The following is a 21,203-nucleotide window of genomic DNA, read 5'->3' on the forward strand; positions in this document are numbered from 1 at the left end:
AGGCGCTCTCAGAGGATAACGAGCGAGGCTTCGGATCGGATCAATGCGGCGTCAGGGGGATCTCGATGCGCCCGAGGAGCGGGCCGCTCGATCAGCGGGAGAGGAGGCCGCGGAGGAGTGGGACGGTGCGCCGCCGCTCCGCTCAGGGGGCGAAGGTGAGCCAGAGCAGCAGGCCGTTCAGGACGATGAGGAAGACGGCGGCCAGGGCGGCGGCGAGGGTGGTGAACCAGCGGTTCGTCTGGTCGCCCATCAGGCGGCGGTCGCGGGTCAGGATCACGAGCGGCACGAGCGCGAAGGGGATGCCGAACGACAGGACCACCTGGCTGAGCACCAGCGCGCGCGTCGGGTCGAAGCCGATCGCGAGCACCAGGAGCGCCGGGATCAGCGTGACCAGACGACGGGCGACGAGCGGCACCCGCACCTGGAGCAGACCGTGCATGATCTCGGCCCCCGCGTACGCGCCGACCGAGGTCGAGGCGAGGCCGGAGGCGAGCAGGCCGACGGCGAACAGGGTCGCGACCACCGGTCCGAGTGCCGCCCCGATGGCCGCATGGGCGCCCTCGAGGCTGTCGGTCCCGGCGACTCCCGCGAGGGAGTGCGCGGCGAGGAGCAGGATCGCGAGGTTCACGGTGCCGGCGATGGCGAGCGCGATCGTCACGTCGATCCGGGTGGCGACCAGGATCCTCCGGCGCGCGCCGACGCCCTCGACGTGGCCGAAGCGGTCGCGGGCGAGCGCGGAGTGGGCGTAGATCGCGTGGGGCATGACGGTCGCGCCGAGGATCGAGGCGGCGAGCAGCACCGACTCCGAGCCCTCGAAGCGCGGCACGAGACCGGCGACGGTCGCGCCCGCGTCCGGCGGATCGACGACCACGCCGACCGTGAAGCCGACGGCGATCAGCACCATCAGCGCCGTGATCACCCGCTCGAACGGCTGCGCCCCGCCCCGCGTCTGCACGAGCAGCAGCACCAGCGAGACCGCGCCGGTGACCACGCCGCCGGCCAGCAGCGGCAGTCCGAAGAGCAGGTTCAGCGCGATCGCGCCGCCGATCACCTCGGCCAGGTCGGTCGCCATCGCGACCGTCTCGGCCTGCAGCCAGTAGGCCCGGCGGCCCCAGCGGCCGCGCAGGCGGTCGCCGAGCAGCTCGGGGAGGCTGCGGCCGGTCATCAGGCCGAGCTTCGCCGAGAGGTACTGGATGAGCCAGGCCATCAGGTTGCCGAGCACCACCACCCAGACCAGGAGGTAGCCGAACCGGGCGCCGGCCGTCATGTTGCTGGCGACGTTGCCCGGGTCGAGGTAGGCGACTCCGGCGACCAGCGCCGGGCCGAGCAGGCGGAGGAGGTGGATGTCGGCCGGACGCCGCGGCGGTGCGGCGATCGGTGAGGTCATTCGGGGTCCGTTCCGGGTCGACCGCGGCGCTCGCGGACCCCCACGATAGGGCACCGGCGCGACCGGCGGCACTCCCCTCCCGAGACCGCTCCCTGTGTCTCCGCCCACCCCCGTCACACGCCCGCAGCCGGTTGCTACGCTGGCGGGATGAGCCTGGATCGCGCCCTTCCCGCACGCCCGGAGACCGGGATGGCCTACGCCGATTCGGTGCTCGACCTCATCGGCGACACCCCGCTGGTGAAGCTGGGTCCGGTCGCGGCGGGCGTGCAGGCGACCGTGCTGGTCAAGGTCGAGTACCTGAACCCCGGCGGCTCGTCGAAGGACCGCATCGCGACCCGCATCATCGACGCCGCCGAGCGCGACGGGCTGCTGAAGCCCGGCGGCACCATCGTGGAGCCGACCAGCGGCAACACCGGCATCGGCCTCGCCCTCGTCGCGCAGCAGCGCGGCTACCGCTGCGTGTTCGTGCTGCCGGACAAGGTGGGGGAGGACAAGCGCAACGTCCTCACCGCCTACGGGGCCGAGATCGTCGTGACGCCGACGGCCGTCGCTCCGGAGGACCCCGCCTCCTACTACTCCGTCTCGGACCGCCTCGCCCGCGAGATCCCCGGCGCCTTCAAGCCCAACCAGTACGCGAACCTCAACGGACCGCTCAGCCACTACGAGACCACGGGCCCCGAGATCTGGCGCGACACCGCCGGCCGGCTCACCCACTTCGTCGCGGGAGTCGGCACGGGCGGCACCATCAGCGGCGTCGGCCGCTACCTCAAGGAGGTGTCGGAGGGCCGCGTGCAGATCGTCGGCGCCGACCCCGAGGGCTCCGTCTACTCGGGCGGCGGCGGTCGCCCGTACCTGACCGAGGGCGTCGGCGAGGACTTCTGGCCGAGCGCGTACGACCCGAGCGTGGTCGACCGGATCATCGCCTCCAGCGACGCCGAGTCGTTCGCGATGACCCGCCGCCTCGCCCGCGAGGAGGGGCTGCTCGTCGGCGGATCGAGCGGGCTCGCCGTCTCCGTCGCGCTCAAGGCCGCCGCCGGTCTCGGGCCGGACGACGTGGTCGTCGTGCTCCTGCCGGACGGCGGGCGCGGCTACCTCGGCAAGATCTTCAACGACCGCTGGATGCGCTCCTACGGCTTCCTCGAGATGCGCGACGAGGGTACCGTCCGCGACGTGCTCCGCGCGCGGGCGGCGAGCGGGCAGGCCGACCTCCCGGCGCTCGTGCACGCGCACCCGACCGACACGATCCGCGACGCGATCGGCATCATGACCGAGTACGGCGTCTCGCAGCTCCCGGTGCTGACTGCCGAGCCGCCCGTCGTGATGGGCGAGGTCGTCGGAGCCGTCGACGAGCGAGAGCTGCTCGACCGCGTCTTCGCCGGATCCGCCTCGATGAACGACCCGCTCGGCGACTGCGTGGGCGACGCGCTCGCGCTGATCGGGCTCGGCGAGAGCATCACCGCCGCCCGCGCCGCGCTCACCGAGCACAGCGCCCTCCTCGTCACCGACGAGGGCAAGCCCGTCGCGGTGATCACCCGACAGGACCTCCTCACCTACGCCACGGCCTGACGGCCGCCGCCTCCGCACCTCCGACCCAGGGAGCCCGCACCATGCCCAAGAAGCAGCACTTCGACACCCGCGCCATCCACGCCGGCCAGGAGTTCGATCCGACCACCGGGGCGGTCGTGCCGCCCGTCTACATGACCTCCACGTTCGTCCAGGACGGCATCGGCGGTCTCCGGGGCGGCTACGAGTACGCCCGCTCGGCGAACCCGACGCGCGACTCGCTCCAGGAGCTCATCGCCTCGCTCGAGGGCGCCGACGTCGCCTACTCCTTCTCCTCCGGCCTCGCCGCCGAGGACACCCTGCTGCGCGCCGCCCTCGCGCCCGGCGACCACGTCGTCCTGGGCAACGACGCGTACGGCGGCAGCCACCGCCTGATCGACCGGGTGCACAGCGCCTGGGGCGTGCGCAACACGGCCGTCGACATGTCGAACCTCCGCGAGGTGCAGCGGGCGATCGTCCCCGGCGAGACGAAGATGCTCTGGGTCGAGACCCCGTCGAACCCGCTGATGACCATCAGCGACATCGCCGAGCTCGCCGACCTGGCCCACGCGCACGACCTGATCGTCGTCGTCGACAACACCTTCGCCTCCTCCGCCCTGCAGCAGCCGCTGGCCCTCGGTGCCGACGTGGTCGTGCACTCGACCACGAAGTACCTCGGCGGCCACTCGGACGTCGTCGGCGGCGCGCTCGCCCTGCGCTCGGGGCCGCTGGCCGAGAAGATCGCGTTCCTGCAGTTCGCGGTCGGAGCGATCTCGGGCCCGATGGACGCATGGCTCACGGTCCGCGGCATCAAGACCCTCGGGGTGCGGATGGAGCGCCACTCCGTCAACGCGCAGGCGGTCGCCGAGTTCCTCGTCGAGCACCCGGCGGTGACGGCCGTGCACTACCCGGGCCTGCCCTCGCACCCTGGCCACGAGCTGGCGAAGCGCCAGATGTCGCGGTTCGGCGGGATGCTCTCGCTCGAGCTCGCGACGCCGCGCGCCGCCCGGAAGTTCGCCGAGTCGACCGAGCTGTTCCAGCTCGCGGAGTCGCTGGGCGGCGTCGAGTCGTTGATCGGCTACCCGAGCGAGATGACGCACGCGTCGGTGAAGGGCACGCCGCTGGAGGTCTCGGAGTCGCTGGTGCGCCTCTCGGTGGGCCTCGAGGACTCGTCCGACCTGATCGCGGACCTGTCGGCGGCGCTGCCGAAGAAGTAGAGGCGGGAACGCCGCCCCGCGGGGCGGCATCTCGATGGTGCGCCCGATCCGGCCCCTGCCAGGATCGGGCGCATGACCTCCTCGCGCCGCTTCGTCGATCTCAGCCACACCGTCGCGGACGGGCTGGTGACCTACCCGGGCCTGCCCGCTCCGCGCATCCGGCCGCACCTCACGCGTGAGGCGTCCCGCGCCTCCTACGCGCCCGGCACCGAGTTCGCGATGGACGTCATCGAGATGATCGGGAACACGGGCACCTACCTCGACAGCCCGTTCCACCGCTACGAGGGCGGAGCCGATCTCGCCGCTCTCCGCCTCGAGACGCTGGTCGATCTGCCTGCCGTCGTGGTCGACGCGACCGGAGCCACCGGACGGGGCATCAGTGCGGACGCGGTCGCGGGACTCGACGTCCGCGGCGCCGCCGTCCTTCTCCGCACCGGCTGGGACCCGCACTTCGCCACGCCCGGGTACGGCAGGGGCGCTCCCTTCCTCAGCGGCGAGGCGGCGGAGGCGCTCGTCGCCGCCGGCGCGGTGCTGGTCGGCATCGACTCGGTGAACATCGACGACACGGAGTCGGGCGGATCGCGGCCCGCGCACTCGGCCCTCCTCGCCGCGGGAGTGCACGTCGTCGAGCACCTCACCGGCCTCGGCGGGCTGCCGGCGACAGGGGCGCGCTTCACCGCCGTGCCGCCGAAGGTGCGGGGCTTCGGGACCTTCCCGGTGCGGGCCTTCGCGGTCGTCGACGAGCCCTGACCGGCGCAGGGCCCCCGGGCGCCTCCGGCTAACCTGGACCGATGCATCCCGCTCTCGCCGCCGTCGGCCGGCGCGTCCGGCCCCGCACGCGCCTCGCGGCGCTGGGCCGTCGTGTCCGCCCCCGCACGCGGCTGCGCTCCGCGGCCCGGGTCGTCCGCTCCGCCCCTCAGCGCCTCTCGGAGCGCCGCGCCGCCGTGATCGCCGCCCGGCCGATCGACCACCCCTCGCCCGCGCTCCGGCGCGAGCTGCTGCTGCTCGACCTGGCCAACCGCTTCTCCCGCCGCTCCGCGGTCGATCCGGCGGGCGAGGTCGTGGTGACGATGACCACGCACGGCGAGCGGCTGCAGCGGGTCCACGTGGCGCTCGAGTCGATCGCCCGCGGCGATGCCCGGCCCGCGCGCCTGGTGCTCTGGCTCGACGACCCGGCCCTGCACGCCGACCTGCCCGCGCCGCTGCGCCGCCTCCGCCGCCGCGGCGTCGAGATCCGCCTGGTCGACGGATACCGCGTGCACACGAAGTACTACCCGCACCTGCTCTCGGGCCGGGCGGGGGAGCGCGACCTCGTCACCTCCGACGACGACATCGTGTACCCGCGCACCTGGCTGAGGGGCCTGCTCGACGCCCGCTCGCGCTACCCCCGCGAGACCGTGCTCTGCTACCGCGCCCACCGGGTGGGGATCGTCGACGGCGCCGTCGCTCCGTACACGAGCTGGATGCCGGTCACCGACACGCGCGCGTCGACCGATGTCTTCGGCACCTCCGTCTCCGGGCAGCTGCTGCCCGCCCCGCTCCTCGGCGAGATCGCCGCGCACGGGGACGCGTTCCGCGAGATCGCCCCGGACGCCGACGACATCTGGCTGCACGTGCGCGCGGTCGACGCCGGTTACCGGATCGCGCAGATCGAGCCCCGGGCCCAGCTGTTCCCGTTCGTGCCGCGCACGCAGCAGTCCGGGCTCTACCTCGTCAACTACTGGGACGGCGGCAACGACCGCCAGGCCCGCGCGGCCTACACGCCCGAGGTGACGGCGCGGATCGCGGCGGACGCCTCCGCGAGAGGGGAGGTGCGCTGATGCGCCTGCTGTTCGTGAGCAACCTCTATCCGCCCCAGGTGCTCGGCGGATACGAGATGACCTGTGCGCGCGTCGCGGAGGCGATGGCGGCCCGCGGCCACACCGTGCGCGTGCTGACCACGCCGACCTACCTGCCGCCGGAGCCCTCGGGCGTCGAGGTGCACCGCACGTTGAGCCTGCGCACCTACTTCCCGCTGCCGCAGACGGGCGGCGAGATCGCTCAGCTGCTGCACCACGAGAGCGCCGTCTCGCGGTTCGAGAACACCCGCATCCTGCTCGAGGAGCTGCGCGACTTCGCGCCGACCCACGTGGTGGCCTTCAACCTGCTCGGGATCGGCGGCCTCGCGATGATCGACCTGCTGCGGGCGGTGGAGGCGCCGTGGATGTGGAACCTCGGCGACCGCATCCCGAACGCCCTGGTCGACGGGCTGCCCGAGCGCGTGCTCCGCGTCTACGGCGCCCAGGCCCCCGACCACTTCGACCGCGGCGAGATCGTCGCGGTCAGCCGCTCCCTCGTCGACGCGATCGAGGCCGGCGGGCTGAGCCTGGGCGAGGTCGAGGTGATCGGGCGCGGAGTGTCCGTTCCCCCCGACACCGCGGAGCCGCGGCGCTACCGCGAGGGCGGGACCACCCGGTTCACGTTCGCCGCGTCGCTCGGCGAGCACAAGGGCGTCGGGCTGGTGCTGGAGGCGGCGGCGTCTCTCGCCGAGGAGACCCGCGACTTCCGCGTGGACCTCTACGGCGACGGAGACGTGGACGGCTGGCGCGCCCGGGCGGACGAGGCGGGCCTGGCCGGCCTGGTCGAGTTCCACGGAGCGACGCCGCACGCCGAGGTGCTCGCCGCGCACGGCCGCGCCGACGCGTTCCTCTTCCCGACCTGGGCCGGAGAGGCGTTCGGCGTCGCGCCGGTCGAGGCGGCCGCGGCGGGCGCCGTGCCGATCGTGACGGCGGCCAGCGGAGTAGCGGAGTTCCTCATCGACGGCGTCGACTGCATCAAGATCACCCGCTCCGCCCCGGCGCTCCTCGAGGCGATGCGGGACGTGGCGAGCGGGGCGGTGGACCTTGAGGCGCTCGGTCGGCGGGGCCGGGCCGCGGCGCGCGGACCGCTCTCGTTCGAGCGCTCCGTCGAGCTGATCGAGGCCTCGCTCGAGCGCCGCTCCCGGCCGGGCCTCGCCGACCGCCTCGCCGACACCACCCTCGAGGCCGACATCATGGACAAGGATCTGCGGGCGATGGATGTGCTCCACCGCCGCTTCTCCGGACGGGACCACGACGATGACCACTGACCACGACTTCCTCCAGGACCCCGGCTCCGCGCCCACCCGGCTCGGCCGCGGCGGCGTCGTGCTCCGCGACGCGGTGCACCGGCTGGTCGCCCCCTGGTTCGAGCAGGCGCGGCTGCGCACGGAGGAGCTGCGCGCCGAGACGGCGGCCCTGCGCGACGAGGTGGCCGGGCTCCGCGGCGAGCTGAGCGCGGTGCAGGGCGACGTCTCCGTGCTGCGCGACGAGTCGGCGGGCCTCCGGGAGGCGCTGGACGAGCTCAGCGCGTCGGTCGCGGCCGACCGAGCCTCGTCCGAGGCGGCGGGTGCGGCGGCCGCCGAGCAGGCCGCCGACACCGCGGCGGCTCTCGACGAGCGCGTCCGCGGGGCCGAGCTCGAACTGCGGGCGGTCACCCGGCGCCTCGCGGAGGCGCTCGACCGCTGAGGCGGCGAGGCCCGGTCCTCGCGGCGATCAGGCGGGGACCGCCGTCCGCGCGAGCAGCTCGGCGATACGACCGGTGCAGCCGCCGCAGCCCGTGCCGGCGCGGGTCGCCCGCCCGACGCAGGCGACCGTCCCGTGTCCCGCCGCAGCCGCATCGGTGATCACCGCCGCCGTCACGCCGTTGCACCAGCAGACCGTGGCATCGGGGGCGAACGGATCGCCGGTCGCCGCGGCGCCCGCATCCGGGGCGTCCAGACGCAGGAGGCTCGACCGGTCCGCCGGCAGCTCCGAGCCCCGCTCGAAGAGGAGGCTGAGCTCGGCGCCGACCCGGGGCAGACCCACCGAGACGAACCCGCGCAGCACTCCTCCTGCGGTCACGAGCTTGGCGTAGCCGCCGCGGGCGGGGTCAGCCCACAGCGTCACCTCGAGGTGCTCCTCGCCCGGGCGGTGCGGGTCCCACGGCTCCGGGGCCACGTCGCCTCCTGCCACGAGGTCGACGCCCTCGGCCTTCAGCATCACGACCGCCGGTCGGGCGTCGGGGACGCGCTCCTCGCCGCAGCGGCCCTCCGCCTCCGCCCGGATCCGTGCTGCGAGCCGGTCCGCCTGCTCCCATCCCGGACCGATCAGTCCGCTCGGTCCGCCGGGCACGCGGCCGTCGGGCAGGGCCGAGCCGCGGGGGGCGACGTGCGCGCAGTCGCCGATCGCGAAGACGTCCGGGTCGCTCCAGCTGCGCAGCTGCTCATCGACCAGGATCCCGGTCGAGACGGCGAGCTCCGCGCCCGCGGCCAGCTCGACCCGCGCACCGACACCGCACGAGAGCACCAGCAGATCCCCCTCGATCTGCTTGCCGTCAGCGCAGACGAGCGCCTGGAAGTGCGCACGGCCGCGGTCGTCGTGCGCGAGCAGGACGCTCTCGGACCGGGCGTGCGCCACCATCTCGACGCCGGCCGCGCGGGCGGCCGCGGCCAGCATCCGGCCCCCGCCCGTGTCGAGATTGCGGGCCATCGGGATGTCGCCGTGGAAGACCACCACCACCTGCGCGCCCTGCTCGGCGGCCGCGAGGGCGAACTCGATCCCGAGCACTCCCGCCCCGAGCACGACGAGGCGCGCGCCGGAGCGCACGGACTCGCGGACCACCCGGGCGTCGGCCAGGTCGCGCAGCGCCACCACCCGCTCCGGGAGGGGCCGGGAGCCCGCGTCGAGCGACTCCGGATCGGCGGCGCGCACCGTCCGCTCGCGTCGGGACCGCTCCATCCCGGCGAGGGTCGGCACGTTCGCCCGGGCGCCGGTGGCCAGGACGAGGCGGTCGTAGGGCAGCCGCTCGCCGTCGTGCAGCCGCACGACGTTCCGCGCGCGGTCGATCCCCACGACGGCCGCTCCCAGGCGCAGGACGACGCCCGCCGCCTCCGCCGCCGTCCGGTCGCCGAGGTCGAGGCGCTCGCGGGTCGCCCGGCCGACGGCGTACTCCGCGAGCAGGACACGGTTGTACGGGTCGTCGCTCTCGGCGCCGACCACCGTCAGCGCGACCAGACCGGCCCGCACGGCCGGCAGCAGCTCCTCGACGAAGCGCGAGCCGACGGGGCCATAGCCGATCAGGACGATCCGCTCGGGAGGTGTCTCAGGCATGTGCCGTCCCTTCCGCGCGGACCCAGACCCGCGTGCGCTTGAACTCGGGCATCGACGACACCGGGTCCACGACGGCCTCGGTGAGGAGGTTCGCGCACTGCTCACCCGCGTAGTGGAAGGGCAGGAACACCGTGTCGTGGCGGATGTCCGCGGTGACGCTCGCGCGGGCGCGGACCACGCCGCGCGCGTTCCCGATCGCCACAGGTGCTCCGTCGCGGACGCCGAGCCGGGAGGCGGTCGCCGGGTGGATCTCGAGCCGAGCCTCGGGGCGGGCCGCATCGAGCTCCGCGACCCGCCGGGTCTGGGTGCCCGACTGGTACTGCTGGAGGTAGCGGCCGGTCACGAGGGTCAGCTCCTCGCCGCGGTCCACGACGACGGGGACGGCGGGGATGACGGCGACCAGGCGCGCCCGGCCGTCGGGGTGCCCGAAGCGCTCAGCGAAGAGGCGCGGCGTCCCCGTGCCGCCCGCGGGGTAGGGCCAGTGGGCGGCGATCCCGGTGTCGAGCAGGGCGTGCGAGAGGCCGGAGTAGTCGGCCACGCCTCCCGCGGACGCGCGGGCCAGCTCGTCGAACACCTCCGAGGGGACCGCCGACCAGCTCGAGGGGGCGTCGAGACGGCGCGCCAGCTCGCTCATGATCCAGAGCTCGCTGCGCACTCCTGCCGGCGGGTCGATCGCCCGGCGGCGGCGGAGCACCCGGCCCTCGAGCGAGGTCATCGTGCCCTCCTCCTCCGCCCACTGCGGCACCGGGAGCACCACATCGGCCAGCGCGGCGGTCTCGGAGAGGAAGAAGTCGCAGACGACCAGCGTGTCCAGGGCCTCGAGCCCGGCGCGGACGGCGTCGGCGTCCGGAGCCGAGACGACCACGTTGGAGCCGTGCACCAGCAGGCAGTGCACGGAGCGTCCGAGCTCGGCGAGCAGGGCGGTGGCGGGCAGGCCCGGGCCGGGGATCGATTCGGGCGTCACGCCCCAGACGGCGGCGACGTGGCGCCGCGCCTCCGGATCGCGGATGGAGCGGTACCCCGGGAGCTGATCGGCCTTCTGGCCGTGCTCGCGTCCGCCCTGGCCGTTGCCCTGACCGGTGAGCGTGCCGTACCCCGACCCCTCGCGACCCACCAGGCCGAGCACGAGAGCGAGGTTGATCGCGGCGGTCGCGGTGTCGGTGCCGTCGACGTGCTGCTCGACCCCGCGGCCGGTCAGCACGAACGACCGCCCCGCGGCGAGCCGGCGCGCGAGGGAGCGGAGGAGCGTGGTCGGCACGCCTGTGACCGCGGATGTGCGCTCCGGCCACCACGCCGAGACGCTGCGGCGCACCGCCTCGGCGCCGGTCGTGCGCGCGGCGAGGTAGGCGGTGTCGGCGAGGCCCTCGGCGAAGACCAGGTGGATCAGCCCGAGCAGGAGCGGCAGATCCGTCCCGGGAGCGGGCTGCAGATGCGTGCCGGCGCCGTCCTCCGTCAGCCGCGCGGTGGCCGAGCGGCGCGGGTCGACGACCACCAGGCCGCCCCGCGAGCGGGCACCGGCGAAGTGGGCGAGCAGCGGCGGCATCGTCGCGGCGACGTTCGAGCCCAGGAGCAGGATCGTGTCGGCGTCGTCGAGGTCGGACACCGGGAACGGCAGTCCGCGATCGACGCCGAAGGCGCGGTTGCCGGCCGCCGCGGCCGAGGACATGCAGAAGCGGCCGTTGTAGTCGATCCGGGAGGTGCCGAGAGCGATCCGAGCGAACTTCCCGAGCTGGTAGGCCTTCTCGTTGGTGAGGCCCCCGCCGCCGAAGACGGCCACCGCGTCGGCGCCGTGCCGCTCCCGGACGCCGCGCACCGCCCCGGCGACCGCGTCGAGCGCCTCCTCCCACGACGCCTCCGCGAGGACGCCGTCGGCGCCGCGCAGCAGCGGGGAGACCAGGCGCTGTCCGCTCGCCAGCAGCTCGACGGAGGTCCAGCCCTTGGCGCAGAGCCCGCCCCGGTTCGTCGGGAACTCCCTCCCCTCGACCGCCAGGGGCACGGGGCCCGCCGCGGGTGTCAGCGTCATCGCGCACTGCAGGGCGCAGTACGGGCAGTGGGAGTCGGTCGGGGCGGGTGCGCTCATCGTCAGATCCGGGTCCCCGTCTTCGCGGCGAGGCGGAGGTAGACGCCGGCCGTGATCGCGAGCATCACCGCATAGGCGCCGACGAACCAGCCCAGCGCCGTGGTGTAGTCGCCGAACTCGGTCTTGGAGAAGCCGAGCAGCTGGGGGATCACGAAGCCGCCGTAGGCGCCGATCGCCGAGATCAGGCCGAGCGCCGCGGCGGACGTGCGCTGGGCGCCGATGCCGTCGTCACCGCGCTGGCGGGCGCGGAGGGCGAACACCGTGGGGATCATGCGGTAGGTCGCGCCGTTGCCGATGCCGGCCGCCGAGAAGAGCACGAGGAAGCAGGCGAGGAAGAGCCAGAAGCTGCCGAGCGGCAGTGTCGCGATCACGCCGAGGATCCCGGCGCCCATGGCGACGAAGGCGAGGACCGTGACAGGCGCTCCGCCGAAGCGGTCGGCCAGACGGCCGCCGGAGGGGCGGGACAGCGAGCCCACCAGGGAGCCGAGGAACGCGAGGCCGACCGTCGCCGAGCCGACGGCGAAGCCGGAGAACTCGGGGAAGGTGTCGGCGATGAGCTTCGGGAACACGCCGGCGAATCCGATGAAGGACCCGAAGGTGCCGATGTAGAGCACGGCCAGCAGCCAGAGGTGCGGCTCGCGGAGCGCGGCGAGGGAGGCGGCGACGTCGGACTTCGCGGTCGAGAGGTTGTCCATGCGCTTGGCGGCGCCGATCATCGCCACGACGATCAGGGGGACCCAGAGGAAGCCGGCGATCGGCAGGTTCAGCGTGGCCGCGGCGCCGACGGTGATCGCGATCGGCACGACGAGCTGCGCGACGGAGGCGCCCAGGTTGCCGCCCGCGGCGTTGAGCCCCAGAGCCCAGCCCTTCTGCGCGTGCGGGTAGAAGAAGGTGATGTTCGCCATCGAGCTGGCGAAGTTGCCGCCGCCGAAGCCGGCGAGCGCGGCCACCAGGAGCATGACGCCGAACGGGGTCTCCGGATTCGAGACCGCGATGCCGAGTCCGACGCTCGGGATCAGCAGGAGGCCCGCCGACACGATCGTCCAGTTGCGGCCGCCGAAGCGGGGGACCATGAACGTGTACGGGATCCGCAGGGTGGCGCCGACGAGGCTCGGCATCGAGATGAGCCAGAAGATCTGCCCGGTGTCGAAGGCGAACCCGGCCGCCGGCAGCGAGACGACGACGACCGACCAGAGCTGCCAGACGACGAAGCCGAGGAACTCGGCGAAGATCGACCACCTCAGATTGCGAGCGGCGACGGAGCGTCCCTCCGCCTCCCACTGGGCGGGGTCCTCGGGGTTCCAGCCGTCGATCCAGCGGCCCGGCCGTCGGATGATGCCGGTGGATGTGGCGGCGGTCGTGGGGACGGTGGTCGGGGGTGCAGCAGTCATCGTGGTCCTCCGGAGGGTGGGCGGCGCGCGCGAGGGCGCGCTCGGGACGGGGAGGTGGAGCGGTGGTGGTGCGGGGAGGAGGCGTCAGGCGTTGCGCCCGAACAGCTCCGAGACGATGTCGACCAGCTCGCGGGCGGGCGGATCGACGGCGGTGAGGAGGGGAGCGGAGGCGAGGTCGGCCCCCGCGGAGGCGGCCAGGCCGGCGAAGTAGCCGGGCGCGAGCAGGTAGGTGGCGACCACGACGCGCGCGCCGGGGTGGGCGGCGCGCTCGGCGGCGACCGCCTCCGCGATCCGCGGCTCGGCGGCCGAGATGAACGAGGTGCTCACCTCGCGGCCGAGCTCGGCGGCGAGGAGGCGGCCGGTGGTCCAGCAGTCCGCGACGGCACCGGCGTCGCTCGAGCCGGCAGCGGCGAGCACGACGCGGTCGCCGTCGTCGAGCCCTGCCTCGTGGAGCCGGCGGGCGAGCACGCGCGCCAGGCGGGGATCGGGTCCGAGCGCGCCCGAGACCCGCACCGGCCGCTCCGCCTCCGCCGCGGCCTCGGCGAGGTCGACGTGCACGTGGTAGCCGGCCGAGAGCAGCAGCGGCACGACCACCGCCGGCCGGCCCGGCTCGAGAGAACCCAGGGTCGCGGGGACGTCGGGCTGCTGCACGTCGACGAAGGAGTCGAGCACGTCCAGCGCCGGGTTGGCCCGGCGGACCGCCTCGACCAGCGCGGCGACGGCACGCCTCCCGTCGTCGTCGGAGGTCCCGTGGGACGCGGCGACCAGAGCGGTCCGCTGGGCGACCTCGATCGTGCCGTCGCTCTCGCGCACCTGCCAGGTGGCGAGGTGCAGCTCCGCTCGTGTGAAGCAGGCGCCGGTCTCGAGGTCGAAGACGTCCTTGTGCAGGGGGGAGGCGATCGTGGGCCGCTGCACCCCGTCGACCAGACGCGAGCCGACGATGCCGCGTGAGAGCACGGCGGCGCCGGTCGCGGGGTCGAGGTTCGAGACGGCCCGCACCCGCCCGTCGGGCAGGAGGAACAGGGCGAGCTGCACACCGCCGACCAGGGCGGCCTCGCCCCAGAGCGGCTCGAGGTCGCCGACGGCGCAGACCGGCACCCAGGTGGTGGCGGTCGCGGGGGCGAGCCGATCGAGGAGGGTCATCGCTGCGCCTTCTTCCTGCGGGTGGGCCACCGCATCCGGTCGGACGCGATGAGGCAACGGTAGGGATCGCGCGTTTCGTGCGAGCACGCCTCCGGTGTCACGGGCGTAACGAAGCCCTCACGGCCTGCGGCGCTCGCCGAGAGGCGCGCGTCACACGCTGTTACACAGGGGCAACGGCGGGGAAACGGGCCGTCCCTACGGTGGACGTCATGACTCCTGGAGCGAACCCCGCCGCCCGGCCCCGACGCGTGCTCGTCGTCGGAGCGGGACCCGCCGCGCACCGCCTGGTCGACGCGCTCGTCGCCCGGGCCGGCGACCAGGCGCTGGAGATCACCGTCCTCGGCGAGGAGGTGCACCGTCCCTACGACCGCGTCGCACTCTCGAAGCGCCTCGACGGCGAGCACGACCTGACTCTGGGCGACGGCGCTCTGTGGGAGTCGGCGCGGCTGATCACCTCCTCCCGTGTCGTCGCGATCGATCCCGACCGCCTGCGCGTCGAGCTCGCGGACGGCCGCTCCCTCGAGGGCGACGAGATCGTCCTGGCGACGGGCTCCTCCGCCACGGTCCCGCCGATCGAGGGCGCCGAGCACGGCCGCGTCTACCGCACGCTCGAGGACGTGGACGGGCTCGTCGCCGAGCTCGCCGCGTTCCGCGCCCGGCGCGGACGCCCCGCGATCGTGGTCGTGGTCGGCGGCGGTCTGCTCGGCCTCGAGGCGGCGGGAGGCGCGCACCGGCTCGGTGCGCGCACCGCCCTCGTCCACTCCGGCCGCTGGCTGATGAGCGCGCAGCTCGACGAGGGCGCCGGGCAGGCCCTCGGCCGCATCATCTCGGCGCAGGGGATCGCGCTGCACCTCGGCAACCGGCCCACCGCGATCCTCACCTCGCCGACGGGGACGGTGCTCGGCGTCGCGCTGACCGACGGCAGCAGCATCAGCGCCGATCTCGTGGTCTTCTCCATCGGGATCACGGCGCGCGACGAGCTCGCCCGAGCGGTCGGGATCGAGGTCGCACCGCGCGGAGGCGTGGTCGTCGACGAGGCCTGCCGCACCAGCAGGGCGGGAGTCTGGGCCATCGGCGAGGTCGCCGCGATCGCCGGCCGCACGGTCGGGCTCGTCGCACCCGCCAACGCGATGGCGGAGGTGGTCGCCGACCGGATCCTCGGCGGCGACGCGACCTTCCCGGGGGTCGACGACGCCACCAAGCTCAAGCTCTCGGGCGTGGAGGTCGCCAGCTTCGGCGACGCCCTCGGCACCACGGAGGGAGCGCTCGAGGTCGTCTACGCCGATCCGGCCCGCGGTCTCTACCAGAAGGTCGTCGTCTCGGACGATGCGCGCACGCTGCTCGGCGGGATGTTCGTCGGCGACGCGGGCCCCTACTCCTCCCTCCGCCCGCTGCTGGGGCGCGAGCTGCCGGCCGAGCCCGGCGCCTACCTCGCGGCGGCGGGGGCGGAGGCGCCCTCGGGCGACCTTCCGGACGACGCCCAGGTCTGCTCGTGCAACAACGTCTCGGTCGGCGAGGTCCGCCACGCGATCGGCGAGGGGTGCACCGAGCTGGGGCCGCTCAAGGCCTGCACCCGCGCGGGCACCCAGTGCGGATCGTGCGTGCCCCTGGTGAAGAAGCTGCTCGACACGGAGCTGATCCGTGCGGGCGTCGAGGTCTCCCGCGCCCTCTGCGAGCACGTGGCGCTCAGCCGCAGCGAGCTGTTCGAGTCGGTCCGCATCCTCGGGCTGCACTCGGCCGAGCAGGTGATGGAGCGCTTCGGCTCCGGGCTGGGCTGCGACGTCTGCAAGCCGGTGATCGCCTCCGTCCTCGCCACCCAGACGAACGCCTACATCCTCGACGGCGGCCAGGCGCCGCTGCAGGACACCAACGACCGCGCCCTGGCCAACATGCAGAAGGACGGCACCTACTCCGTCGTCCCGCGGATCCCCGGGGGCGAGATCACGCCGGCGAAGCTCAAGGTGATCGCCGAGGTCGCCGAGCAGTACGGCCTCTACACGAAGATCACCGGCGGGCAGCGGATCGACATGTTCGGCGCCCGCCTCGAGCAGCTGCCCGAGATCTGGCGCCTCCTCGTCGACGCCGGCTTCGAGTCGGGTCAGGCGTACGGCAAGTCGCTGCGCACGGTCAAGTCGTGCGTCGGATCGACCTGGTGCCGCTTCGGAGTCCAGGACGCGGTCGGGATGGCGGTCTTCCTCGAGGAGCGGTACCGGGGTCTCCGCTCGCCGCACAAGTTCAAGCTCGGGGTCAGCGGCTGCGCCCGCGAGTGCGCCGAGGCGCGGGGGAAGGACATCGGCGTCATCGCGAGCGACCTCGGCTGGAACCTCTACGTCGGCGGCAACGGCGGCTACCAGCCGGCGCACGCCCAGTTGCTCGCGCAGGACCTCGACGACGAGACCCTGGTGCGCTACATCGACCGCTACGTCATGTACTACGTGCGCACGGCCGAGCGGCTCCAGCGCACCGCCCGCTGGCAGGAGGAGCTCCCCGGCGGACTCGAGCACGTGCGCGAGGTGGTCTGCGAGGACTCGCTCGGCATCGCCGCCGAGCTGGAGGCCGCCATGGCCACGCACGTCGACACCTACGTCGACGAGTGGGCGGCGACCCTCGCCGATCCCGACCGGCTCCGCCGCTTCCGCTCCTTCGTGAACGCCCCGGACACCGCGGATCCGCGCGTCGCGACCGTGCGCGAGCGCGGGCAGGTCCGGCCCGCCGGCCGGGACGAGAGACCGGACGGACCCGTGCTGGTCGCGGGGCCGAGGATCCCCGTCGGTCCGGCCGGGATCGGATCGGACTCGTGATGCAGCTCTCCCTCGACCTCGCCGGACGCCGTGTGCTCGTGATCGGCACCGCCTCCGGGACCCGCCGCGTGCTCGCCCGCTACCGAGCCGCCGGCGCACTCGTCGAGCGGCACGAGGCGGAGGACGCGCTCACCCCGGCGCCCCCGGCCCTGATCGTGTGGGTGGAGGGGCCGGCGCCGCTCCGAGCAGCGGCGGCCGAGCTCTGCCCCTGGATCGTCGACGAGGCCCCCGCGCCGACCCGGCCGGTCGGGCACGTCAGCATCGTCGGCGGCGGCCCCGGCGATCCGGATCTGATGACCCTCGCCGCCCGCCGCGCCCTCCGCGACGCGGACGTGGTGCTCTACGACCGGCTCGGTCCGCACGAGGGCCTGGCCGAGTGGGCGCCCGGCGCCGAGCTGATCGACGTCGGCAAGACGCCGGGTCATCATGCGGTGCCGCAGCACGAGATCGAGCGGCTGATGATCGAGCGGGCCCTCGCGGGTCTGGACGTCGTGCGCCTGAAGGGCGGCGATCCGTTCGTGTTCGGCCGCGGGTCGGAGGAGGTGCGCGCGTGCCGGCTGGCCGGCGTCGGCTCCACGGTCGTCCCCGGAGTGACCAGCGCGATCTCGGTGCCCGCCGCCGCCGGGATCCCGGTCACCCATCGCGAGGTCAGCAGGGCCTTCACCGTGGTCTCGGGCCATGCGCCGTTCAGCGAGCAGGAGCTCGGCCATCTGGCCGGGCTGGGCGGGACGATCGTGGTGCTGATGGGCGTGAACACCCTCCCGCACCTCGTCGCCGGGCTGCAGCGCGCGGGGATGCGCGCCGACACGCCCCTCGCGATCGTCGAGCGGGGCTGGTCGCGCGACCAGCGCACGACGGTCTCGTCGGTCGGCGGAGTGCTCGGCCTGCTCGCCGAGCTGGCACCGCGCTCGCCCGCCGTGATCGTCATCGGCGAGGTGGTCCGGCAGGCCGCGTGCCATGATGCGGGGGACCCCGAGAGCATCGCCCGAGCGGTCGATGCACTGACCGCGTGAGATCTCGAGGGGGCCGAGCATGACCGGCACCGATCCCGACGCCGCCGTGGGGTTCCGACCCGACCAGCTGGACGGCTTCCGCATCGGGGTCACCTCCGACCGCCGCTCCGAGGACCTGATCGCCGCGTTCGAGCGCCGCGGTGCCGCCGTGACGCACGCCCCCACCATCCGCATGCGCGGCGTCGACACCGAGGGCGCGCTCGAGGAGGAGACCCGCGCCATCGTCGCCGCCCGTCCCGACGTGCTCCTCGCCACCACCTCCTACGGCCTGCGGCGCTGGCTCGAGGCCGCGGACGCCGCGGGGATCGAGTTGGCCGACGCGCTGTCCTCCGCGCGGATCCTCGTCCGAGGACCCAAGGCGCGCGGAGCGATCCGTGCGGCGGGTCTCGACGACCACGGGATGAGCGAGCGCGAGACGACCACCTCCCTCGTCGACCTGGCTCTGCGCGAGGGCGTCGCCGGCCGCACGATCGCGGTGCAGCTGCACGGATTCACCGACCCGGCTCAGCTGCAGCGTCTCCGCGACGCCGGCGCCCGGGTGCTCACGGCCGCGCCCTACCGCTGGAGCGTGCACGAGGACTCCGCCCGGGTGCTGCGGCTGATCGACGCGGTCTGCGGAGGGGGCATCGACGCCGTCACCTTCACCAGCGCGCCGGCGGTGGAGGCGCTCTTCACGGTCGCGGAGGCCGCGGGCCGCCTCGACGACCTCCAGGCGGCCTTCCGCGAGACGGTGGTCGCCGCCGCCGTCGGCCCGGTGACCGCAGCACCCCTGGTCGAGGCAGGGATCCTCCCGGTCGTGCCGGACCGGTTCCGGATGGGCGCGCTCATCCGCCTGACCTGCGAGCACCTCGAGCAGGCGTCGCCCCGCATCGAGACGGCCTTCGGCACTCTCGAGCTCCGAGGCCGGCACGCCGTCCTGGCCGGGACCCGGGTGGCGCTGACCCCGGTCGCGCTTGCGCTGTTCCGGACTCTCGTCGCCGCCGAGGGCGCGACCGTCGCGCGTCACGTCCTCGCGGCCTCCGCGCCGGAGGCTCTCGACGACCACGCGGTCGACGTCGCTGTCAGCCGCCTCCGTCAGGCCCTCCCCGAACCGCGGCTCGTGGCGACGGTGATCAAGCGCGGCTACCGGCTCGCGACCCCGCTCTGAGTGGCGGCGCGGTGCCACACTGAGCGCGTGGGCAGGCTGAGGGTCGTCGTCGCGCCCGACTCCTTCAAGGGGTCGGCGAGCGCGGTCGAGGTCGCACGGGCGATCGCCGAGGGCTGGAGCGCTGCGCGCGCGGGGGACGAGATCGTCCTCGCGCCGATGGCCGACGGGGGAGAGGGCACGGTCGAGGCCTTCGCGCTCGCGGTCCCGGGTTCGCAGCGGCGGCCGGTCGTCGTGCCCGGCCCGGACGACCGGCCGGTCCGCGCCTGGTGGTTGCTGCTCCCCGACGGGACAGCCGTCGTGGAGCTCGCCTCCACGAGCGGCATCACGCTGCTCGACCCGCTCCGACCGCTCACCGCGCACACGCGCGGCTTCGGCCGCGCGATCGCCGCCGCCCTCGACGCGGGGGCGCACGCCCTTCTGCTGGCGATCGGCGGCAGCGCCTCGACCGACGGCGGAGTCGGCGCGCTCCGCGAGCTCGGCGCGCGCTTCTCCACCGCCTCCGGCCGCGACCTCGGCGAGGGAGGCGGTGCGCTGCCCGCGCTCGCCGCCGCCGACCTCCGCGGGCTGCGTCCTCTGCCGCCCGGAGGCGCGGTCGTGCTCAGCGACGTCGCGACCCCGCTGCTCGGCGACTCCGGGGCGGCCCGCGTCTTCGGACCGCAGAAGGGGGCCGGCCCCGAGGACGTCCTCCTCCTCGAGAGCGGCCTCCGCCGTCTCGCTGCGCACCTGGACGCAGATCCCGATGCGCCGGGCTCCGGGGCGGCGGGCGGGACGGGCTTCGGGCTGCTCGCCTGGGGCGCGCGCCCGACCTCCGGCGCCGACGCCGTCGGACGGGCGATCGGGCTCCCGGCGCTCCTCGCGGGCGCGGACGTCGTCATCACGGGGGAGGGGCGCTTCGACGCGCAGTCCGCCGCCGGCAAGGTCCCGGTGTACGTCCTCGCGCTCGCCGAGGCGGCCGGGGCGCGGACGCTCCTCGTCGCCGGGGCGATCGCGGCGCCGACTCCCGGCTTCACCGCGGCGGTGTCGCTGACGGAGGCGGCGGGCTCCTCGTCCGCGGCCCTCGCGGACCCGTTCCCGCACCTGCGCGCCGTCGCCCGGGAGTGGGCCGCGCAGCTCCTCTGACCGTTCGCGGTGTCGGTGGTCGGGCGTACCGTCCGGGCATGCCCCGGGATGCGATCCGACCACCACATCTTGTGGTCGAGCCGCCGCGCGGACCCCACCGGTCGGGCATGCCGACACGCCGTGGCGCGTTGTACACAGTGAACGGGATCCTTCTGTCCACACCTGTGGATGGTTCGTCCGGATCCGCGTCCTTCCGCGATTCCACGGGCTCCGGCCTGTGGATGAACGGGGGAGGAACCGGTGGATAACTACACGGCTGTAACTACTACGTCTAGTGGGCTGACACCGGCCCGCCCCCTATATGTAGTATTGCTGAGCAGGTCGGAGCGAGAGCCCCACCGGCACCCAGAACTCACCCGGACCACCCTCCGACCCCGCCCGCATCGCGAGCCGCCGGTCGGGGAGCGGCACCGGGACACCCCCTCCGAAAGGCGACACCCATGGCTGTGACGGTCTACACCAAGCCCTCCTGCGTCCAGTGCACCGCGACGTACCGCGCCCTCGACAGCAAGGGCATCGACTACGAGGTGTTCGACCTCTCCGTGGACGAGAAGGCCCTCGAGGCCGTCAAGGCCCTCGGCTACCTCCAGGCGCCGGTCGTCATCACGGACGACGACCACTGGTCCGGCTTCCGCCCCGACAAGATCGCGACCCTCTGAGGCGCACGGGCGGCGATCCGCGACGTCGTCGGCGGGCGCCGTAGCGCCGCTGCGGCTTCCTCCTCCGCCTTGCGGCTCACCGCGCAGCCGCCTCGGAGGCGGGACCGAGAACAGCAGCTGACGGGGAGAGGGGCCGAAGGATGAGCGGGCTCGTGTACTTCTCCAGCAGCTCGGGGAACACGCACCGGTTCATCGAGAAGCTCGGACGGCCGGCGCAGCGCATCCCGCTCCACGCCCGTCGCGACGGAGCCGCCCTCGACACGCTCCACGTCCACGAGCCGTACGTGCTCGTCCTCCCCACCTACGGCGGCGGCAACGGCGGAGGAGCGGTCCCCAAGCAGGTCATCCGGTTCCTCAACGATCCGTGCAACCGCTCCCTGATCCGCGGCGTCATCGGCGCCGGCAACACGAACTTCGGCGAGGCGTACTGCCTCGCCGGCGACATCATCGCCCGCAAGTGCGAGGTGCCGCACCTCTATCGATTCGAAGTATTCGGAACACCCGACGACGTCCGCGCCGTCGACGAAGGATTGGACACGTTTTGGACGCAGCAGTGA

Annotated in this window: 17 protein-coding genes; 12 read left to right on the top strand and 5 right to left on the bottom strand. The window is 74.2% G+C overall.

Going from position 1 to position 21,203, the window contains the following annotated elements:
* Positions 1–142: 142 nt before the first annotated feature.
* Positions 143–1,387 (bottom strand): Nramp family divalent metal transporter, encoded by a 1,245-nt coding sequence (locus C5C57_RS13755; protein ID WP_104227179.1) that lies wholly within the window; start codon positions 1,385–1,387, stop codon positions 143–145.
* Positions 1,388–1,576: 189 nt separating this feature from the next.
* On the opposite strand from C5C57_RS13755, the gene C5C57_RS13760 reads away from it, so the two are divergent.
* From C5C57_RS13760 to C5C57_RS13785, 6 genes are all read left to right on the top strand, one after another.
* The gene (locus tag C5C57_RS13760; protein WP_104234473.1) at positions 1,577–2,953 is read left to right on the top strand and encodes a cystathionine beta-synthase; all 1,377 of its coding nucleotides are present in this window, start codon (positions 1,577–1,579) and stop codon (positions 2,951–2,953) included.
* A 41-nt stretch (positions 2,954–2,994) separates the two neighbouring features.
* Positions 2,995–4,146 carry a cystathionine gamma-synthase gene (locus C5C57_RS13765; RefSeq protein WP_104224345.1) on the top strand — a complete coding sequence of 384 codons (1,152 nt, stop codon included), beginning with the start codon at positions 2,995–2,997 and terminating at the stop codon, positions 4,144–4,146.
* A 72-nt stretch (positions 4,147–4,218) separates the two neighbouring features.
* Positions 4,219–4,896 carry a cyclase family protein gene (locus tag C5C57_RS13770; protein ID WP_104297741.1) on the top strand — a complete coding sequence of 226 codons (678 nt, stop codon included), beginning with the start codon at positions 4,219–4,221 and terminating at the stop codon, positions 4,894–4,896.
* Between the two features lie 41 nt (positions 4,897–4,937).
* Positions 4,938–5,966, top strand: coding sequence for a glycosyltransferase (locus C5C57_RS13775; RefSeq protein WP_104297742.1), 1,029 nt, complete (start codon positions 4,938–4,940; stop codon positions 5,964–5,966).
* A complete protein-coding gene (locus tag C5C57_RS13780) occupies positions 5,966–7,252 on the top strand; it encodes a glycosyltransferase (protein WP_104224348.1) in 1,287 nt (428 codons plus the stop codon). The genes C5C57_RS13775 and C5C57_RS13780 overlap by 1 nt, the downstream gene beginning before the upstream one ends.
* Positions 7,242–7,670 (top strand): hypothetical protein, encoded by a 429-nt coding sequence (locus C5C57_RS13785; protein ID WP_104247711.1) that lies wholly within the window; start codon positions 7,242–7,244, stop codon positions 7,668–7,670. The genes C5C57_RS13780 and C5C57_RS13785 overlap by 11 nt, the downstream gene beginning before the upstream one ends.
* Before the next feature lie 27 nt (positions 7,671–7,697).
* On the opposite strand, the gene C5C57_RS13790 is transcribed toward C5C57_RS13785, so the two are convergent.
* From C5C57_RS13790 to nirD, 4 genes are all read right to left on the bottom strand, one after another.
* The gene (locus C5C57_RS13790; protein WP_104227174.1) at positions 7,698–9,293 is read right to left on the bottom strand and encodes an NAD(P)/FAD-dependent oxidoreductase; all 1,596 of its coding nucleotides are present in this window, start codon (positions 9,291–9,293) and stop codon (positions 7,698–7,700) included.
* Positions 9,286–11,373 carry a molybdopterin oxidoreductase family protein gene (locus C5C57_RS13795; protein ID WP_104247712.1) on the bottom strand — a complete coding sequence of 696 codons (2,088 nt, stop codon included), beginning with the start codon at positions 11,371–11,373 and terminating at the stop codon, positions 9,286–9,288. The genes C5C57_RS13790 and C5C57_RS13795 overlap by 8 nt, the downstream gene beginning before the upstream one ends.
* A gap of 2 nt (positions 11,374–11,375) precedes the next feature.
* A complete protein-coding gene (locus C5C57_RS13800) occupies positions 11,376–12,764 on the bottom strand; it encodes an MFS transporter (RefSeq protein WP_104224352.1) in 1,389 nt (462 codons plus the stop codon).
* Between the two features lie 84 nt (positions 12,765–12,848).
* Entirely contained in the window at positions 12,849–13,907 is a 1,059-nt protein-coding gene (nirD, locus tag C5C57_RS13805; RefSeq protein ID WP_104224353.1) for a nitrite reductase small subunit NirD, read from the bottom strand.
* Between the two features lie 209 nt (positions 13,908–14,116).
* On the opposite strand from nirD, the gene nirB reads away from it, so the two are divergent.
* The 6 genes from nirB (at position 14,117) to nrdI (ending at position 21,203) form a co-directional block, all read left to right on the top strand.
* The gene (nirB, locus tag C5C57_RS13810; protein ID WP_104224354.1) at positions 14,117–16,708 is read left to right on the top strand and encodes a nitrite reductase large subunit NirB; all 2,592 of its coding nucleotides are present in this window, start codon (positions 14,117–14,119) and stop codon (positions 16,706–16,708) included.
* Complete coding sequence (gene cobA / locus C5C57_RS13815; protein ID WP_104227191.1) at positions 16,708–17,721, top strand: uroporphyrinogen-III C-methyltransferase; 1,014 nt, start codon at positions 16,708–16,710, stop codon at positions 17,719–17,721. Before nirB ends, cobA begins: the two co-directional genes overlap by 1 nt.
* Positions 17,722–17,740: 19 nt before the next feature.
* Complete coding sequence (locus C5C57_RS13820; RefSeq protein ID WP_104238252.1) at positions 17,741–18,868, top strand: uroporphyrinogen-III synthase; 1,128 nt, start codon at positions 17,741–17,743, stop codon at positions 18,866–18,868.
* A 36-nt stretch (positions 18,869–18,904) separates the two neighbouring features.
* Complete coding sequence (locus C5C57_RS13825; protein ID WP_219815095.1) at positions 18,905–19,987, top strand: glycerate kinase; 1,083 nt, start codon at positions 18,905–18,907, stop codon at positions 19,985–19,987.
* Between the two features lie 440 nt (positions 19,988–20,427).
* The gene (gene nrdH / locus C5C57_RS13830; RefSeq protein ID WP_068255139.1) at positions 20,428–20,646 is read left to right on the top strand and encodes a glutaredoxin-like protein NrdH; all 219 of its coding nucleotides are present in this window, start codon (positions 20,428–20,430) and stop codon (positions 20,644–20,646) included.
* Positions 20,647–20,786: 140 nt separating this feature from the next.
* Positions 20,787–21,203, top strand: coding sequence for a class Ib ribonucleoside-diphosphate reductase assembly flavoprotein NrdI (gene nrdI, locus C5C57_RS13835; RefSeq protein WP_104224357.1), 417 nt, complete (start codon positions 20,787–20,789; stop codon positions 21,201–21,203).

The organism is Rathayibacter sp. AY1C5 (assembly GCF_002931705.1).
Taxonomy (GTDB): domain Bacteria; phylum Actinomycetota; class Actinomycetes; order Actinomycetales; family Microbacteriaceae; genus Rathayibacter.

What these genes read in the sequence shown, in the direction of transcription:
- nrdH (WP_068255139.1), top strand. Translation starts at nt 20,428, where the DNA reads ATGGCTGTGACGGTCTACACCAAGCCCTCCTGCGTCCAGTGCACCGCG.
- C5C57_RS13785 (WP_104247711.1), top strand. Translation starts at nt 7,242, where the DNA reads ATGACCACTGACCACGACTTCCTCCAGGACCCCGGCTCCGCGCCCACC.
- nrdI (WP_104224357.1), top strand. Translation starts at nt 20,787, where the DNA reads ATGAGCGGGCTCGTGTACTTCTCCAGCAGCTCGGGGAACACGCACCGG.
- C5C57_RS13790 (WP_104227174.1), bottom strand. Translation starts at nt 9,293, where the DNA reads ATGCCTGAGACACCTCCCGAGCGGATCGTCCTGATCGGCTATGGCCCC.
- C5C57_RS13795 (WP_104247712.1), bottom strand. Translation starts at nt 11,373, where the DNA reads ATGAGCGCACCCGCCCCGACCGACTCCCACTGCCCGTACTGCGCCCTG.
- C5C57_RS13820 (WP_104238252.1), top strand. Translation starts at nt 17,741, where the DNA reads ATGACCGGCACCGATCCCGACGCCGCCGTGGGGTTCCGACCCGACCAG.
- C5C57_RS13800 (WP_104224352.1), bottom strand. Translation starts at nt 12,764, where the DNA reads ATGACTGCTGCACCCCCGACCACCGTCCCCACGACCGCCGCCACATCC.
- C5C57_RS13760 (WP_104234473.1), top strand. Translation starts at nt 1,577, where the DNA reads ATGGCCTACGCCGATTCGGTGCTCGACCTCATCGGCGACACCCCGCTG.
- nirD (WP_104224353.1), bottom strand. Translation starts at nt 13,907, where the DNA reads ATGACCCTCCTCGATCGGCTCGCCCCCGCGACCGCCACCACCTGGGTG.
- C5C57_RS13775 (WP_104297742.1), top strand. Translation starts at nt 4,938, where the DNA reads ATGCATCCCGCTCTCGCCGCCGTCGGCCGGCGCGTCCGGCCCCGCACG.
- cobA (WP_104227191.1), top strand. Translation starts at nt 16,708, where the DNA reads ATGCAGCTCTCCCTCGACCTCGCCGGACGCCGTGTGCTCGTGATCGGC.
- C5C57_RS13765 (WP_104224345.1), top strand. Translation starts at nt 2,995, where the DNA reads ATGCCCAAGAAGCAGCACTTCGACACCCGCGCCATCCACGCCGGCCAG.
- C5C57_RS13770 (WP_104297741.1), top strand. Translation starts at nt 4,219, where the DNA reads ATGACCTCCTCGCGCCGCTTCGTCGATCTCAGCCACACCGTCGCGGAC.
- C5C57_RS13780 (WP_104224348.1), top strand. Translation starts at nt 5,966, where the DNA reads ATGCGCCTGCTGTTCGTGAGCAACCTCTATCCGCCCCAGGTGCTCGGC.
- nirB (WP_104224354.1), top strand. Translation starts at nt 14,117, where the DNA reads ATGACTCCTGGAGCGAACCCCGCCGCCCGGCCCCGACGCGTGCTCGTC.
- C5C57_RS13755 (WP_104227179.1), bottom strand. Translation starts at nt 1,387, where the DNA reads ATGACCTCACCGATCGCCGCACCGCCGCGGCGTCCGGCCGACATCCAC.